18 protein-coding genes are annotated in these 15,019 nt (G+C 43.2%); 15 read left to right on the top strand and 3 right to left on the bottom strand.

Annotation, left to right across the window (positions count from 1 at the left end):
* Window positions 1–88 precede the first annotated feature (88 nt).
* Window positions 89–751 carry a S24 family peptidase gene (locus tag F0228_RS17935; RefSeq protein WP_171762567.1) on the bottom strand — a complete coding sequence of 221 codons (663 nt, stop codon included), beginning with the start codon at window positions 749–751 and terminating at the stop codon, window positions 89–91.
* A gap of 172 nt (window positions 752–923) precedes the next feature.
* On the opposite strand from F0228_RS17935, the gene F0228_RS17930 reads away from it, so the two are divergent.
* The 5 genes from F0228_RS17930 to F0228_RS17910 all read left to right on the top strand — a co-directional run bounded on the left by F0228_RS17930 (window position 924) and on the right by F0228_RS17910 (window position 3,769).
* Entirely contained in the window at window positions 924–1,070 is a 147-nt protein-coding gene (locus F0228_RS17930) for a helix-turn-helix domain-containing protein (RefSeq protein WP_253820310.1), read from the top strand.
* Window positions 1,071–1,140: 70 nt separating this feature from the next.
* On the top strand, window positions 1,141–1,689 hold the full coding sequence (locus F0228_RS17925; RefSeq protein WP_171762565.1) for a toxin YdaT family protein: 549 nt from the start codon (window positions 1,141–1,143) through the stop codon (window positions 1,687–1,689).
* A gap of 262 nt (window positions 1,690–1,951) precedes the next feature.
* A complete protein-coding gene (locus F0228_RS17920; RefSeq protein ID WP_171762593.1) occupies window positions 1,952–2,767 on the top strand; it encodes a hypothetical protein in 816 nt (271 codons plus the stop codon).
* Complete coding sequence (locus F0228_RS17915) at window positions 2,754–3,173, top strand: hypothetical protein (RefSeq protein WP_132974578.1); 420 nt, start codon at window positions 2,754–2,756, stop codon at window positions 3,171–3,173. The genes F0228_RS17920 and F0228_RS17915 overlap by 14 nt, the downstream gene beginning before the upstream one ends.
* A complete protein-coding gene (locus tag F0228_RS17910; RefSeq protein WP_171762564.1) occupies window positions 3,173–3,769 on the top strand; it encodes a hypothetical protein in 597 nt (198 codons plus the stop codon). The genes F0228_RS17915 and F0228_RS17910 overlap by 1 nt, the downstream gene beginning before the upstream one ends.
* Window positions 3,770–3,818: 49 nt before the next feature.
* Here F0228_RS17910 and F0228_RS17905 read toward each other — a convergent pair whose 3' ends face one another.
* Both F0228_RS17905 and F0228_RS17900 read right to left on the bottom strand, forming a co-directional pair.
* Window positions 3,819–4,988 carry a hypothetical protein gene (locus tag F0228_RS17905; protein WP_171762563.1) on the bottom strand — a complete coding sequence of 390 codons (1,170 nt, stop codon included), beginning with the start codon at window positions 4,986–4,988 and terminating at the stop codon, window positions 3,819–3,821.
* The gene (locus F0228_RS17900) at window positions 4,985–6,736 is read right to left on the bottom strand and encodes an AAA family ATPase (RefSeq protein ID WP_171762562.1); all 1,752 of its coding nucleotides are present in this window, start codon (window positions 6,734–6,736) and stop codon (window positions 4,985–4,987) included. Before F0228_RS17900 ends, F0228_RS17905 begins: the two co-directional genes overlap by 4 nt.
* A gap of 225 nt (window positions 6,737–6,961) precedes the next feature.
* On the opposite strand from F0228_RS17900, the gene F0228_RS17895 reads away from it, so the two are divergent.
* From F0228_RS17895 to F0228_RS17850, 10 genes are all read left to right on the top strand, one after another.
* Window positions 6,962–7,177 carry an HP1 family phage holin gene (locus F0228_RS17895; RefSeq protein ID WP_171762561.1) on the top strand — a complete coding sequence of 72 codons (216 nt, stop codon included), beginning with the start codon at window positions 6,962–6,964 and terminating at the stop codon, window positions 7,175–7,177.
* Complete coding sequence (locus F0228_RS17890) at window positions 7,158–7,685, top strand: lysozyme (protein ID WP_171762560.1); 528 nt, start codon at window positions 7,158–7,160, stop codon at window positions 7,683–7,685. The genes F0228_RS17895 and F0228_RS17890 overlap by 20 nt, the downstream gene beginning before the upstream one ends.
* Before the next feature lie 13 nt (window positions 7,686–7,698).
* Window positions 7,699–8,055, top strand: coding sequence for a hypothetical protein (locus tag F0228_RS17885; RefSeq protein WP_171762559.1), 357 nt, complete (start codon window positions 7,699–7,701; stop codon window positions 8,053–8,055).
* Window positions 8,027–8,269 carry a hypothetical protein gene (locus F0228_RS17880; RefSeq protein ID WP_253820309.1) on the top strand — a complete coding sequence of 81 codons (243 nt, stop codon included), beginning with the start codon at window positions 8,027–8,029 and terminating at the stop codon, window positions 8,267–8,269. Before F0228_RS17885 ends, F0228_RS17880 begins: the two co-directional genes overlap by 29 nt.
* A 99-nt stretch (window positions 8,270–8,368) precedes the next feature.
* Window positions 8,369–8,839 (top strand): hypothetical protein, encoded by a 471-nt coding sequence (locus F0228_RS17875; RefSeq protein ID WP_048669324.1) that lies wholly within the window; start codon window positions 8,369–8,371, stop codon window positions 8,837–8,839.
* Window positions 8,820–10,919: a terminase gpA endonuclease subunit gene (locus F0228_RS17870; protein WP_171762558.1), complete on the top strand. Its 2,100-nt coding sequence runs from the start codon at window positions 8,820–8,822 to the stop codon at window positions 10,917–10,919. Before F0228_RS17875 ends, F0228_RS17870 begins: the two co-directional genes overlap by 20 nt.
* Window positions 10,916–11,137 (top strand): hypothetical protein, encoded by a 222-nt coding sequence (locus F0228_RS17865; protein WP_171762557.1) that lies wholly within the window; start codon window positions 10,916–10,918, stop codon window positions 11,135–11,137. Before F0228_RS17870 ends, F0228_RS17865 begins: the two co-directional genes overlap by 4 nt.
* Window positions 11,130–12,623 carry a phage portal protein gene (locus F0228_RS17860; protein WP_253820308.1) on the top strand — a complete coding sequence of 498 codons (1,494 nt, stop codon included), beginning with the start codon at window positions 11,130–11,132 and terminating at the stop codon, window positions 12,621–12,623. The genes F0228_RS17865 and F0228_RS17860 overlap by 8 nt, the downstream gene beginning before the upstream one ends.
* The gene (locus F0228_RS17855; RefSeq protein WP_171762556.1) at window positions 12,604–14,616 is read left to right on the top strand and encodes a ClpP-like prohead protease/major capsid protein fusion protein; all 2,013 of its coding nucleotides are present in this window, start codon (window positions 12,604–12,606) and stop codon (window positions 14,614–14,616) included. The genes F0228_RS17860 and F0228_RS17855 overlap by 20 nt, the downstream gene beginning before the upstream one ends.
* A gap of 68 nt (window positions 14,617–14,684) precedes the next feature.
* On the top strand, window positions 14,685–15,017 hold the full coding sequence (locus F0228_RS17850; RefSeq protein WP_171762555.1) for a capsid cement protein: 333 nt from the start codon (window positions 14,685–14,687) through the stop codon (window positions 15,015–15,017).
* Window positions 15,018–15,019: the final 2 nt, after the last annotated feature.

Below are 15,019 nucleotides of genomic sequence, written 5' to 3'. Positions count from 1 at the left end.
TACATTTTTTGGGATTTATTTGAATTTCACGAATTTAAGGTACAAAAAAAGCCGCTATTGTGAGCGGCTTTCCTTGAGTGATTTTTTGCTACAAGTTCATAATGACTTGTTTTACATAGCCTACTATTCGGCAATTCCCACTGATTGGGATAGGGTCATATTTGGGGTTCAGCGGGACCAAAAACTTATGTGGACCGTCAATCTCTAGCTTTTTAATCGTTGCCTCTGGAGCATCATTAAGTGTAGCTACGACAATCTTTCCATTATCAGGGCAGTTGCATGGTTCAACTACTACAATGGAACCTGCTGGTATAGACGGGGAACCGTGTGGATTGGTCATAGAGTTGCCCGTAACACGCATGGCAAAGGCTTCCTCACTGATATTGCTTGAGGTGGTTTGCCAGTCTAGCTCCTCGTAAATAATATCTTTAGAGTCGATTTTACCCCAAGAACCTGCTTGCACATGACTAAGAATAGGTACTCGTCTAGTTTGTGTCGAAGTGAATAGCGTCGAAGCTTCTTTTAGATCCTCTTCAGTATGATCTGTATCTAACCAACCTTCTGGCATGTTGAAAGATTTCTCTATGTGTCGAGCAATTTTTGGCCCAATAGCGCGTGTGGCGCCTTTTCCCATAAATCGACTGGCTTGAGTTGTAGAACGGTCAATTTTGTCTGCAAATGCCGTAGTACCACCAACTTTTTGAGCGAGAGATCGTGCATTGTCTCTTCTAATATCTTCTGCAGTTTTCATTACATCTACCTGAGCATTTTTAACTACTTAGAACATATTGTTACTTTAAGATTTTGTTCCTAAAAGGTACATGCCCTTGAAGGTACGTTTTGTTTGTGTATTATGTACCTAAGAGGTGCTTAATATGTATAAAAAATACTGGTGTCAGCTATCTGATACGCAAAGAAAATCTATGGCTAAGAAGCTAAAAACAACTACAGGGTACTTACGTTTGGTGATTACTGGACACAAAATCCCAGGGGCTGCACTAGCAAAAAACTTACATGACATAACTAATGGAGAGGTCGATAAACATCAACTGAGGCCAGATATTTTCTAACATCATATTAAATTTTTTAGGTCAAGGCTGACGATCAATATTCTGGATAAACAACCAGTAAGGAAGAACCATGCAACCCAGTTTAAAAAGCGTTATGCATAACGCGGTAGTCGCTTGGCGAAGTGACGCGACGAAAGAACAAATTGCGGAATACATTTCTCGTTTCTATCACAAGATGAAAATCTACGAGGAGGAAGACTGCCAAAGGGAACATCTTCTCAAAGTGCCGTCGGCTTTCAACAATCCAAACAACACTCAAAATTTATTTCGTTATGTCAGTAGAACAAGCACAGAGGCCAAAGCTAACGTGATGGATTTGTTGCCTGCAATTATTGCAGCTATGCCTAAAGCTAGGGCAACGGCTGCACTGAATCAGTTCTTAAACCCGCTTGGGTATTCAGTTGCGGCTATTGGCTCCAGTCAAACCATGGTGAACCGTGACCAACTACTCGCCGATTTTAGCAAAGAGTCATCTGAAGCACTCCGCTCGATACTCTTACTTGGTGAACATGCCACGTCTGACCAACTTCGTGATGCTTACCGAGAGCTACAAGAGAGCGCCGGCTCTCACGATCCGTTACTTAAATACTTAGAAACATTGATGGCGCAAAAAGGCTGACCACCTGAATGCATTTAATAACCACGCGAATTAACAAAACAAGAGAACTTTGTGCAATGAGTCTTTCTTATCAAAATTACCATGGCCAAATGCTGTGGATAGCAAACAACGGCAATTGTCGTTATGTGGTGTCGCGCAATAAAGCGAAGCAAATCCTACAAACCATGAAGGCGAGGGCGGTTAAATGATCGAATTTCTAGATAGGCCCATCGCTTTTCATCGGCCATTCGTCAAGTTGGGTATCGGCATTACGGGCGCATTAATGCTAAGCCAAGCGATTTATTGGAGCCGAAGAACCAATGCCTCCGGTTACTTCTATAAAACTCAGGCCGAGTGGGAAGATGAAACTGGAATGACACGGCGCGAGCTAGACACTGCACGAAAAAAACTGCGTGATTTAGGCATTCTTGAAGAGAAAAAACAGGGTGTTCCGTGCCGTATTTTTTACAAAATCAATGAGCCAAACTTGATTGCACAATTGCGCCATTCTAGTTTGGCGGAATGCGCCAAGCAGTGTAGTACAAATGCGCCAACCTGTGTTGCACAAAAGCGCCAAACTAAAACAGAGACTACACAGAGACTACCAGATACTACTAACAATAAAGATCATGTGTCGGTGGTTGAATCTTGCTTTGATCGGCTTTGGGCCGCATACCCAACCAAGAAATCGAAGAAGAATTCGTTAGCAAAATTCAAAAGTATCGTGACAGCGCAAAGTGAACCTCCGGAAGTGTTCACCGAGATGCTCTGTCGAGATGTAGAAACTCGTGTGGCCAATCGACAGTTTGGTTTCGATAAGCTGCACCTAACGACTTACTTGAATCAAGAACGATGGAACGACGACCATGAAAAGACTCGAACAAGCCAGGCTGCACCAAAAAATCGAGTCGAGCAATACAACGCAGAGTTGCTCGAACGATACGGACACACTGCCACATCGATTGGGCGACAAGGTAATTCTTTTGAACCTGGAAGATTGGATCCAAGTCAAATTTGTGGAGGCTTACGGGACGAAATGGCCGTATCAGGCACTACCATCGACTTGGACTCAAGCGATTACAACGATGTCGGTCAGTGAGATTCGTCGTGCAGTCAATCAGGCTTTGTTGGAAGGGGGGGTATGGCCACCAAGCTTGCCAGAGTTTGTGTCTATGGGACGTGAAGAGTTGGTTGATATTGACGAGGCATTTACTCGAATGCTGCGTTGTGAACCCAAGGGGGATATCGAGTACTGGACATCGCAAGAGGTGGGTTTTGTTTGTCGAGGCCTGCTAAGCGAACGTGAGGCTAGAGTGAAGTTCCGAAAAACGTTGAAGAAGTACGCAGATAAAGCCAAGGATGGCTCGCTCCCCTCAAGAAACGCGATGCGTTTGACCGATAAATCTAAGGTCAAACCACTTAATGAGATTGAGCGCCCTAATCCTAAGAAGTTTCGAAAGAACTCGGTATTTGCAAGGGTCGCAGCTCTAGGAGCGAGGGCATAATGCAAATTGAAAAGCTCTTGGCAAAGTTCAATGTAAAAGGGATCACCTACGACCTCTGTTCTGGCGGTAAGGGGGGACTTTCTCAGGATGAGCAGCTGGCAATCGTTGGTCTAGCCTGGAAGGAAGCACCAGTAGGTTTTTTGGTGTTATTCGTTGAATATTTGCAAGATAGACCTGCACTTAAAAAGCTTTACCAAACCACCTTACAGGAAGCCAACACGCTGATGGATGAATGGCGCGGTCCATATCCCGATAGAGCATTGGAAGCGTTAGTCAGGACAGCTATTGCAGAAGCGACCCAGCAGTTTGGCCAAGTCTGCCCTGAATGTAATGGTAGCGGTAAGTACATTGCGAAGAATCGAGCAAGAAGAACTTGCCCATGCTGTGATGGTGGCCGCATAGGCTGGACGCAAGAAACCCGCTTCGCTTACTTCTGCCAAACTTTACCAGTTACCTTCTCACGATTTAAGAAGTACGAGTCGATTCTAGGAAAATTGGTTAAATGCCTGGTAGATAAGCGCAGTGCAGCCGTTTTAGCATTGCAGGGGAGGTATGAGCAAGAGGAATGTGTGGCGAGAGTCGGGGGGATGGAGTGATGTAGGTTTGACCTACATCTACATCTTTAACTGGGAAAAAGGTTTGTTCTTACGGTAACTTTAAGGATTTCCCAGTGAAATAGTTAATTACATCGATCTTAAATTTTTGGGCGTATACACGACATGCTTTGTCATTTAAATCAACATAGACTGCGTTTTTTGCTTTTTTTAGCTCCCTCTCGATTTCGTTACCAAAACCTTTAAAAAAACGCTTATTAGAGTCTATAGCAACAACCCAGTTTCGTAAAAGCATACTTTGGTTATAGGCCGATAGAATCTCAAAAGTCACAAAGTTATAGTCTATATTGTTGTTCTGTTTAACTAACTCAATGTTAAAGTTATCTTTTCGATAAACAGTTCCATTAAATACAGGGGTTATTTTGAAAACTTCTTGATTTCCAACCCCATTAATATAAGGGTGAGCATGTTGAAACATTAATTTGTCAGATTTAAAACTACTGTTGCAAGCGTGCCCACTAGGGATCAAGTTTGATAAAGTAACAGCAAGGAACGGGAATTTTGATTGAGGATGAAAGTGGTCTAGTTGAGCTCTATGTCTACCATTTCTCCCTATGATAGTGTTGATCTCCTCTTTGTTGCAATAAAGGCAAATATCAATATTTAAATCTATTACAAGTTCATACCCGATATTATTTCTTAAGTTTTTGTAAGAAAAAATCTTTTCAAAGTTTTTTATCCAATCGGGAATGTTCACTTTCTCATCTTCTTGTAGGCGACTGGTTTCACTTTGTATATTGATTATTTTTTTTAATGTGTTTTTTATATGAGATACCTTCTCTGCATACCAAAGGTCAGAAGATAATTTTCTTGCCACTTCTGAGTTTGGTAATGTAGATGTTAGCTTGTATGCCCATTTTAATCTTAGTTTCTCATAGTGTTTTGAGTTTGCATGTGTCGCATCCGGCTCGACGTCCTCTTTAGATAAATTAATTTTATTAAAATGAAAGTAAGGGTAGTAATAATCTGCAATTTCGGGGAGTTTGAGATAAAAGTCATTTATTACATTTATTAGTTCATTAGCCGGGCAGTCTAAGAGGTAGTTAACATAGCTAGGGGTCAGAATTTTTAATAATTTCGACTTAACAGCAATAGGCATGCAGGCAAGTTCGGATGATAAAGTGCTATGAACTTTTTTCCTAACTATATGATCATATCTAGCCTGCATTACTTCACTAATTTTGAAGGGATATTTTATCATGATGAAAGATACTTCTTTATGTGTTCATTACCAATCTGAGATATCAGATATTTATCAAAGTCGTTTAAATTTCCTAACTCGTACTTTTTGAAAATTTTCTCAAGTGCTTCCTTAGAGTGTTGACCAAAAGTTGAATTTATGTGCATGCCATCAATAAAAAGCTCTGCTATATTGGTTCCAAAGCCTAAGGATCTTTTTATGACGGTTTTATATCTTTCTTCACCTAATTCATCAACTGATCTATCTAGATGTAAAGTGGTGATGTCATCGGGTAAAAAATCACTTATTATTATTGGTGAGTGAGAACTTAATATGATTTGAATGTTAGTGCTTAATTTGTGTTTATTAATGACTTCTATTAGCTCATATAAAAATTTTCGCTGCCATTCTGGATGTAAGTAAAGGTCAGCTTCATCTATTACAAGTATGGTGTTAGTTTCATTGTTTTCATTGTTTTCATTGTTTTCATTGTTTTCATTTTTGTTATTGCTATTTTTTATATAGTCATGCAGCTCAGCAAAGATGTTTGTTTTAGCTAGCTCTCCTGAGCTTATGCCATCTAATCCGATTTTAATAAATGAAGAAACCTGTTCTGGAATTTTTTTAACAGCAGAATTGAGTTCTTTGAAAGAAGAATAGTTAGATATTGATATTGAATTTTTTTTATCTGAATCATTAATTTTTATATAATTCGTTTTTTCTACTAGCTTCGCAAGTTCGTTACATATCTCACTTATAGATACATCTACTTTTTTTAAATCTATCGGTTCAGGTAAGGATATTCTCCTATCTATTTTTTGAAAGCTATTAAACAAGACCTTATGAAAAACAATTTTATCATAGTTTAATTCTTGATTGGTTTCACGTAAGTATTCTTCAATTACGATACAAAAATAACTTATGTGTGAACTGATTTTTAGATTGGTATTCTTGATTACATAATGGGTGATGGGTATTAAGAGATAGTTAAATAGAAAGTTGCAGTTTTTTAATACGTTAGGGCTTGATAGTGTTGTGTTCGCTTTCCATTGCTCTATTATTTTCATATCATAGGCGTTGCGTGGAAAATCGACTTTATTAGTCATGGGTTCAAAAGATACTTCAGAACCGTGTTCTATGAATTGAATTTCTTCAGTAGGTTTCTTTAAAATACCAAAAATTGGCGGAAAGTTGGCAGTCATCGTGTAGCCAGCATTGCTGTTTATCATGTTGCTTTCTTTACTGAAACTAATAATTTTGTCAAAGTGTTCTGATTTTTTATTACCAGTATTGAATCGAGATATGGAGTGATTGTGAATATGGGGAGATCTTGTCTTCTCCTTCACTTTAAGTAAGTTATCAATCCCTGATAAATTGTTTATTTTCAATAGGCTAACGTTATGATCTTTTACTAATTTTTTTGCTGTTACTTCTGTATCAACGCCTTCTGACTGGCATTTTTCTATGATTTTATAAGGATCTGAAACCTTAAATTTTTTCTCATTTTCATCATAAAAAACAACAAAGCCTAGAGGCTCTTTTAAGGCCACAAACGATTCAAGGAAGTCTAGTATTGTCGTTTTTCCCACTCCATTTGCTCCGATAATCGCGGAGCAGAATATGTCGCGATAGTATTTAGATGTGTCTTCACGTTTGGAAAGAGTAAGGATTTTATCTTCGTTAAACTGACAATTAAAGCTTCCGTTCAAAGGTACTAAAAGGTCTGACAGGTCTTTAAAATAAGATATATATATACAAGCTAGTTTCATATTGATACGTTATTAATGCTAGATACGTAAATGATATCATATGAAAGCTTCAATGTTATAAGGTGGATTATGATTATTTTTTATTGCAATTCACATAATGAAGTGGCAATATTTCCATATTAGAAAACCTCGCCCACTCGGCGGGGTTTTTTCGTTTCTACCGTTTATAACTGACAAAGCACCCCTTTCCATTGTGAAAGCCGGGTGCTTTTTTGTGAGCGCAATATGCAAGAGAAAATCAGTTCTTTCGTTTCATACGTGAGTGCTCTGGCCTATGCAGGCTTTGGTGCATTGACTTTGCAAGATTGGGTCAGCGTAATTGGTTTGGTTTTTGTGATAGTGACTTATTTTACTAACCGGTATTACAAAAAAAAGATCGTAGAGATAATCAAAGCGAATCCAGAAAAAGCGGTGAAAGTTTATGCGAAGCGCGATCTCTAAGGGGGTGTGTTCAGTCGCTGTCGTGCTCGCGCTTGCTTTTAACTTAATTTCGGACTTGCGAACTAGCCAACAAGGCTTAAGCCATATTGCCAATTTCGAAGGGTGTCGAACTCAAGCTTACCGATGCAGCGCTAAAGTTTGGACTCATGGCCTCGGCCATACCCAAGGTGTCAAGCAAGGCGATACTGTGACCCAAGAGCAAATTGCCCGTAATTTCATCGCTGATGTGAAAATTGCCGAAAATTCAGTAAACAAGTATCTAACAGGCGACGTGACACAAGCTCAATTTGATGTCCTGGTGAGCTTTGTGTTCAACCTTGGCGTTGGCAACTTTAAACGTTCCACCGTGCTTAAGTTATTTAACCAAAACCAACCCTTAAAAGCGTGCCTCGAGTTTTCACGTTGGGTCTATGTTAACGGCAAAAACTGCAGGGACCCTGATAGTCAATGTTCAGGGATCGTGAAACGTCGCGAATTAGAACAACAAGCTTGTTTGAACGGCTGGTAATAAGGGAGGCTTTATGAACTTCTCTATCAAAAATGCTTTGTTGATAGGTTTGGTTATTTTGTTGCTTGGTAGCTTCGTTTTCTCTGCGTACCTACTTGATTTAACCAAAGTGCAGGCAAAGCGCTACGGTGAGCTTCAGGGGCAGTTTCAAGACTCATTGAACAAAAATAAATCACTTTCTATCACCGTTGAAACCTTAAGCGATGAAGTTCGGCAAGCGCAACGGGCCGCTGATGTTTTGCTGCTAGCTAAGGCCGAACGGAATGCTGAAACGATTCGCACAGTGACCCAAATAAAAGAGGTACTTGTTCATGAAAAATGTGCAGATGTGCCTATTCCTGATGCTTCTGAGTGGTTGTACTACGACTGAGGTCATCACTGAATACCAAGACCGGTTGGTTCTTCCTCCGGCGGTGTATCTGACTTCTTGCACACAGCCTTTTACTTCTCCGCCTAAAACCTACGGTGAAGCGGTAGAGCGCGACCCGGTGTGGTTAGAAGCTTGGCGCAATTGCGCTGACCAAATCGAGCATTTACGTGGTTTTTATGGCTACGAGAGTGCGATAACAAATATGGGCGAATAACACTGACTACTTGGGTGGTCGTCATCCGTTATTGTCCGTAATTCATTTCTTACGAGAGCGTGACACACGGAGAGGCGAGACTCATTCAGAGGGCTTTCAATGAACAATGAAAAACGACTTTGGAATTTGACCGAGTTGGAAGCGTTCGATTATCACCGCTCTACGATCCGAAAAAAGCTTAAGTCTGCAGGCATTGAGCCAATCGCCTACAAAGGCAATATCCCTCTTTACGATGTGGTTCAAGTGGCCCCGTATTTATGTAAAGCAATGATTAAAGAAAGTGATGCTCCGGATTTAATGGGTTTTAAAACGGCCGCAGAGCTCAGGGCTTATATCCAGTCGGAACGTGAAAAATTGGCGCTTTTGAACGAGACCGGTGAATGTGTGGATAAAGCTGACTATGAGCTTGAAATCGGCACTTGCCTTGCCAGTGTGAAGAGTTTTAAAGAGAAAGTGATCACTCGTGTTGAGTCTGCGATAACCAGTGCCACCCCGCAAGAGCTTGAATATTTGGACAAATTATTGAATTTCGATTTGAAGGCAATTGCAGATGAGCTTGAAAACGTTTGATCCCCGTTTAGGTGTTCAGTTTGCGGATGCCGCAGAAATAAGAAGAAAGTTGGCTTATTTGTGTCGACCTGTCGATAAAAGTCCTGTTCTTGCCGCTGATGAGGGTTTGTGGATTTCCGATGGGACGGATGTGACGAAGTTCTTATCGAGTCAAGTTCCTTACATTCGAGAACCGATGGAGTGTTTATCGCGCCGTATTTACGAAGCGGTGATTTTAATGGGACCAGCACGGTCAGGTAAAACTAAAGGGTTGGTTGAAGGGTGGATTAATTACACAGTAACGCAAGCCCCTGGCGATATGTTGTTGATCTACTCAACAAAAAAGAAAGCAGAGAGTATGTCTAAAAAGGATCTTGCTCGTTGTTTTGCTGCGACGGAAGAGATTAACAAGCTACGAACAGGGCGGAAATCCGACGATACGCTAACGTTTAAGCACTTTCTTAATGGGATGAATTTGAGTTTGGACTCTGCGACCGAAAGCAGTTTATCTGCCGAAACGTTTCGTTACGCCGGTTGTTCGGATTACGATCGGGCCGATGATGGAGTAGGGCAAGAAGGGAGCAAATTTCAGCTGATGCTTAAGCGGATTCAGAATGCGAAGTCTTCTGGGATGGCGATGGCAGAAAGTTCACCAGGGCGTCTCGTTCGCCAACCTAAGTCACCGGCAGAGCTCGGCCCTCATGAAGCCCAGCCGTGTGGGGGAATCGCTCAGCTCTACAATCAAGGTGATCGTCGGCGTTTCTATTGGCAGTGTGATGATTGTGGTTTTTGGTTCCTTCCTGATTTTGAAACTTTGCATTGGGAAGAAAAGTATTCAGATCCTCAAGATGTGGCCAAGTCTACTTATTGTCAATGTCCACGTTGTTTGCACCGTATTGATGAACACCAAAAACAAGAAAAAAGTTTAGCGGCCCGTTGGTTTCGTGAAGGGGCGATTGACTCGTTTGGTGAAGAGGTCACGGATGAAGACAAAATACGCCAGTCTAAATGGGCGTCGTTTGGGTTTGAAGGTGTCGTAGCGGCCTACCAGAGTTGGGAGAACTTAGTTTATCGTTATCTCACGGCTCAAACCCTGTATGAAGATTGCGGTGATGAAGATTCTTTGATGTCTTTTTATAACATTGATGTTGGCCGTCCTTATATCTTACAAACCGAAGGAAAAGACATTGGTGCTCATGAGCTGATGGAAAAAGCCAAAGGTAATCCTTATTTGCGTGGTGTGGTGCCTGTTGGTGGTCGCTTCTTGATCATGAGTATTGATGTTCAAGGTGGTAAATCCAATGCTCGGTTTGTGGTTCAAGCTCAAGTGTTTGGCGAAGGTCTGCAGCGTTGGGTGATCGACCGCTTTGAAATTTTAACGACACCACATCGAAATGGTGATCGTATTAACCCTGCCATTTACGCGGAAGATTGGGATCTACTCATCGATCAGGTGATCAAGAAAACATACCCCGTTGCCGATGGCAGTGGACGAGTCATGAAACCGATATTAACACTGTGTGATTCTGGTGGTTCGGCTTCTGAAAAAGACGGTAAGAAAACCTCAGTGACCGATTTTGCTTACCAGTTTTATAACCGCCTTAAAACGAAAGGGTTGTCCCACTTGTTTCGACTTGTGAAAGGGGGCAGCAACAAAGACATGGATTCACTGATTAAAGAATCTTACCCAGATAAGCGCAGCAAACTGGCGCATGGTGAGATCCCTTTATTACTGCTGCACACCAATCGACTAAAAAACCGTGTGGTGGCCAGCTATTCCCGTGAAGAATTTGGCTCTCGGTATTTCCATTTGCCCGCATGGGCGGAAAGAGAGTGGTTTGATGAACTGACGGCGGAATTCATCGATGAAAAAGGCCAATGGATTTGCCCTGATAAGACGCGTAACGAAAGTTTTGATTTATGTGCATATGCCGAAGCGGGGATGCACTTTCTTGGTGGTGATGACATCCATTGGGAAAGCGCACCACCTTGGGCGTCTGAATGGCAGATTAACCCGAATGTGATTGATGCTGACTTACAGCCTGTTTTCGAGCGCAAGCCTAAGAAACGTTATAACCACTCAAGAGGTATTTTCGGATGAGTTCAGTGATACCAATCAATCAAGAGCGTTTGCAGTGGTACCTCGAAGCCGAACAGAAAATATTACAGCAACAGTCTGTTAAGACGGCAGAAGATGAAGAGTTAACCTTGGCGAGTTTAGCGACGGTGCGTAAAGAGATAGAGCGTTTGCAGCGCATTATCGCTCTGCAAGCTCAAGGGGGACGACGCTCTATGATACGGAGAAATTATCTTGAGTAGCCAAAACTTGCTCGACAAACTCGTGGCCGTATTCAGTCCTCGGAAAGGCTTGGAACGTGCTTACGACAGACGGCTTTTGAATAAATACAACGCAGCGCTCCCTCGAAATCCGCACACCAAAAAGACAAATAAACAATCGAAAGGTGATTCAAATTCGTTGAACAAAGGCGCGAAAGCGGTGTATCAACGTGCAAGGCACATGGATGAAAACAACCCGTTTGTCACGGCCATTTTGGATGAGCTTTGCGCCAATGTGATTGGTCCGAACGGCATCATGGTCGAGCCTCAGCCACTGAACCATAACGGTGAGGTTCATATTGAATGTGCTCAGGCGATCATGATCTGGTGGGAGAACTTTTCTTTAAATCAAAACATCGATGCTGAACATTCTCGCGCGGAAACTGAGTGGCTTGCGGGTCGAACATGGTTTCGTGATGGCGAAGTGTTTTGCCGAATGTTCATGGGTAAGCACAGTGATTTGAGCTACCCAACAGAGACGCCCTTTGCGGTGCAGCCCTTTGAGCCTGATTTTATTCCTTCGCATATAACGGAAGCTGAAGGGGGACTGTTTGAAGGGATCAAGCGAAATAAGCTCGGCCAAGCGATCAGCTATTTGATTCAGAGAGACTCAAGAGGGTTTGAGTTTGTTGATGTCGATGCGCAGTTTGTCTGTCATTTAAAGTTCACACGGCGCTTTCATCAAAACCGTGGTATTTCCCTTTTGCATTCCATTTTGGATTTAGTCGATGACATCGAAGATTACGACCAATCTGAGCGTATTAGCGCCCAGATAGCGAGTCGTTTTGCCTATTACATAAAACGAGATCCGACATTGAATTCAAATACATCGGACGCGTTCGATCGCGGTGGTGATTTGTTTTTAGGTATGGGGAATTCGTTTGAACTGGCACCCGGTGAAGATGCAGGGGTGGTGGAGAACAATCGAAAAGAAACCATGAGCAGTCCTTTTCGAAATGCTCAGCTGCGACTGGCTAGTGGGGGCGCAGGAGTGAATAACTCTAGTGTTACCCGAGACTACAGTAACGGCAGTTATTCCGCTCAGCGCCAAGAGTTAATTGATTCGTTCAGTCGCTATCGAGTGCTGCAGCGAAAGTTTGTTTTAGGTTGGACTCGTCCACAGTATCGACATGCTTTGCAAATGGCGATGCTTGCCGGTGAAGTCAAAATCCCTGCCGACGTTGACCGAAAGTCCATTTTGAATGCCATTTATCAAGCGCCAGTGATGCCATGGATTGATCCTAGCAAAGAAATGGTAGGCGTAGAGAAAGGGACGCGTTTGGGGCTGTATTCGTTAAGTCATGCACAGCGTGAACGTAACATTAACCCTTTATCTACTCGCCGTGAAATTCAGTCGGAGCGACAACAAATGAATGATATGCACATCGTGAGTACGTCGGACCCTGCTCATGCGGTGAAGCTCAACAATCAAAAAGAAGAGGCACAGAATGCCAAAGTCAAAGAATAGCTGGTACACGCTTAAGAACGAAGCCGATGTGATTAAGATTTGGGTGCATGGAGACATCAGTGCTTGGGATATTGATGCAATGGAAATCATTGCGGCGTTGCAAGTGGCCAACAATAAAGAGGTTGAATTGCGAATGCTCAGTGGTGGGGGCAGCGTTTACCAAGGCCTAGCAATGTATAACGCGATTAAGGCTCATAAAGGGAAGGTGGTCGGTATTGTTGATGGGATGGCCGCGAGTATTGCCACTTATGTCCTACTCGCGTGTGACACCATTCGGATGCCTGAAAACGCCATGTTAATGATTCATGACCCGGCGATTGGGGCGTGGGGCGGTGAGAAGGAAATCAACTCAGCACTTCAACAGTTGCAAGCGGCGACCAAGACCATTTCCGAAGCGTACGCTGAAAAAGCGGGTCAACCTCTTGAAGAGGTACTGACCGCCATGGAGAAAGAAACGTGGTTCACAGCGCAAGCCGCTAAAGATTGGGGGCTTGTCGATGAGGTGGTTGAAGCGGTCGACCTCAGTAACGCATTACAGAGCTTCGATGAATCTGATTTTAAGAATTTCAAACAAGCGCCAAGTGAGCTGATGAATTCGCTAACGCGACAACCCAATGAACCGACACCTTTGGCAGCGTCTGCTCAGCCAAATGAACCTCAAATAAACAAACCCAAGCAGGTAAGCGACATGCCGACACCAAATGAAGAATTACAAAACGCTGTAAAAGCAGAGAACCAACGCCAAGCAGATATTCGTGCGTTGTGCGCTCAACATAAAGTCAGCGAGGCATTAACCAATGAAATGCTGACTGACTTATCGTGCTCAGTGGGACAGGCATCCACTAAGATTTTAGACCGTATTGGTAGCCACTCAGCGGCAGGTCAACAAGAGCCTGAAGCGAATTTGACGGCTACGCACATGAGACTTGGCAACGGTAACCATGTCAAAGACGAACTGCAAAATGCGTTGAATGCACGTTGTGGTGTTGCGGATTTAGAAAAAGACAACGCGTTCGGTCATGAGTCATTACTGAATATGGCACGTGCTTGCCTCGATGTGAATGCTCGAAGCGCCATTACCAAGAATGAATTGGTGAACCGAGCGTTTAACTCCGGTGATTTTGGCGACATCATCACCGAAGGTATTCGAACTGTGATGCGCGATGAAGCGCAAGCAAGAGCCCCGATGTGGCGTGAACTGGCTAACGTGGAGAACCTGACGGATTTTCGTGAAACTGAGCTAGTGATGGTTAATGACGCGCCGGACTTGATGAAAATATCGGAAGATGGCGAGTACAAAGCGGCGGTCTTAAAAGGCAGCGGTGAGCGCATTCAGCTTGCGACCTTTGGTCGTGAAATCCAGTTCACTCGTCATGCCATCATTAATGACGAAATTGGTTTAGTGGCGAAGGTGCCTCGTAAATTCATGCAGTCCGGTTATCGTTTGTCAGACAAGCTGATGTTTAACGCTATCCTCGCAGGCAAGATGGCCGATGGTGGCAATGTCTTTAAAGCGGGCAAAGACAAAGGCTGGGGTAACTTCATCAATGACATTCCAGCAGGCGATTACGCGGCGATGATTATGGCTCTGCATAAGGTCTTTGCGACGGCAACCACCATCCCACTAGATGGTGAAGCGGGTCAAGGCGATGCGTTAGATCTTCGTGGTGAGCTCCTGATTGCGAGTCCAGATCATGCTTCAATGTTTGAAGCGGTTTTGAACACCGCGAGCAAACCGGATGCCTTTAACCCAGCCTATAAAAAATTCGGCAAGGTGATTGAAACTGCGCGTTTAAGCGAGGTGAATGGCGCTCTGGCGCTGACAGGTAAAGATTTTGATACCGTAGTGATGGGTTTCTTAGATGGCCAGCAAGACCCATGGTTAGAAACGGGCGACGGTTGGAGCAGCGATGGTGCTAAGTTCCGTATTACTTACGACTTGATGTCGAAGGTATTAGACCGCCGTGGTATTGCCCAAGCGACCTTTAAGTAAAGCTTGGAAGAACAGTTTGATTTGATTTACAGGGTGAGCATGGCTTGCCCTTTTTTAATGGTGACAATATGCGTTTAAGCGATGGGAAAAAGATTGTGGCGACCGTGCCTACGGGTGGTTTTAAGAAAGATGTACCTTGTCTACTTGGAGCTTTATTAGTCGTTCCCAACTTTACGGCAGCAGCTGGTGATACGGCGGTGTGCTATACACAAGGTCATTTTGATGGTCCGATTAAAGTCGGTGATAGCGTGAGCTTTGCATCCGAAGCTGCTTACTTTAAAAACGGTGAGTTTACCAAGACAAAGCCCACTACATCGGGGGACGTGTCTCAACCGGTTGGGGTGTTCATTGATGGTGGGGTGCTTCTGACTGGCGGCGTACTCACTGAGTTTGTGACTTAACG

The sequence above is a fragment of the Vibrio sp. 99K-1 genome (assembly GCF_013114585.1).
In the GTDB taxonomy this organism is placed as follows: Bacteria; Pseudomonadota; Gammaproteobacteria; order Enterobacterales; family Vibrionaceae; genus Vibrio; species Vibrio chagasii_B.
The sequence above is the reverse complement of the archived record's forward strand: the minus strand, read 5'-3'. Positions and strand labels throughout refer to the sequence as shown.

Excerpts from the sequence above, each read along its gene's own strand:
- F0228_RS17925 (WP_171762565.1), top strand. The coding sequence starts at position 1,141 with ATGCAACCCAGTTTAAAAAGCGTTATGCATAACGCGGTAGTCGCTTGG.
- F0228_RS17855 (WP_171762556.1), top strand. The coding sequence starts at position 12,604 with ATGCCAAAGTCAAAGAATAGCTGGTACACGCTTAAGAACGAAGCCGAT.
- F0228_RS17935 (WP_171762567.1), bottom strand. The coding sequence starts at position 751 with ATGAAAACTGCAGAAGATATTAGAAGAGACAATGCACGATCTCTCGCT.
- F0228_RS17865 (WP_171762557.1), top strand. The coding sequence starts at position 10,916 with ATGAGTTCAGTGATACCAATCAATCAAGAGCGTTTGCAGTGGTACCTC.
- F0228_RS17910 (WP_171762564.1), top strand. The coding sequence starts at position 3,173 with ATGCAAATTGAAAAGCTCTTGGCAAAGTTCAATGTAAAAGGGATCACC.
- F0228_RS17870 (WP_171762558.1), top strand. The coding sequence starts at position 8,820 with ATGAGCTTGAAAACGTTTGATCCCCGTTTAGGTGTTCAGTTTGCGGAT.
- F0228_RS17880 (WP_253820309.1), top strand. The coding sequence starts at position 8,027 with ATGCTTCTGAGTGGTTGTACTACGACTGAGGTCATCACTGAATACCAA.
- F0228_RS17890 (WP_171762560.1), top strand. The coding sequence starts at position 7,158 with ATGCGAAGCGCGATCTCTAAGGGGGTGTGTTCAGTCGCTGTCGTGCTC.
- F0228_RS17900 (WP_171762562.1), bottom strand. The coding sequence starts at position 6,736 with ATGAAACTAGCTTGTATATATATATCTTATTTTAAAGACCTGTCAGAC.
- F0228_RS17885 (WP_171762559.1), top strand. The coding sequence starts at position 7,699 with ATGAACTTCTCTATCAAAAATGCTTTGTTGATAGGTTTGGTTATTTTG.
- F0228_RS17920 (WP_171762593.1), top strand. The coding sequence starts at position 1,952 with ATGCTAAGCCAAGCGATTTATTGGAGCCGAAGAACCAATGCCTCCGGT.
- F0228_RS17930 (WP_253820310.1), top strand. The coding sequence starts at position 924 with ATGGCTAAGAAGCTAAAAACAACTACAGGGTACTTACGTTTGGTGATT.
- F0228_RS17915 (WP_132974578.1), top strand. The coding sequence starts at position 2,754 with ATGTCGGTCAGTGAGATTCGTCGTGCAGTCAATCAGGCTTTGTTGGAA.
- F0228_RS17850 (WP_171762555.1), top strand. The coding sequence starts at position 14,685 with ATGCGTTTAAGCGATGGGAAAAAGATTGTGGCGACCGTGCCTACGGGT.
- F0228_RS17895 (WP_171762561.1), top strand. The coding sequence starts at position 6,962 with ATGCAAGAGAAAATCAGTTCTTTCGTTTCATACGTGAGTGCTCTGGCC.
- F0228_RS17875 (WP_048669324.1), top strand. The coding sequence starts at position 8,369 with ATGAACAATGAAAAACGACTTTGGAATTTGACCGAGTTGGAAGCGTTC.
- F0228_RS17905 (WP_171762563.1), bottom strand. The coding sequence starts at position 4,988 with ATGATAAAATATCCCTTCAAAATTAGTGAAGTAATGCAGGCTAGATAT.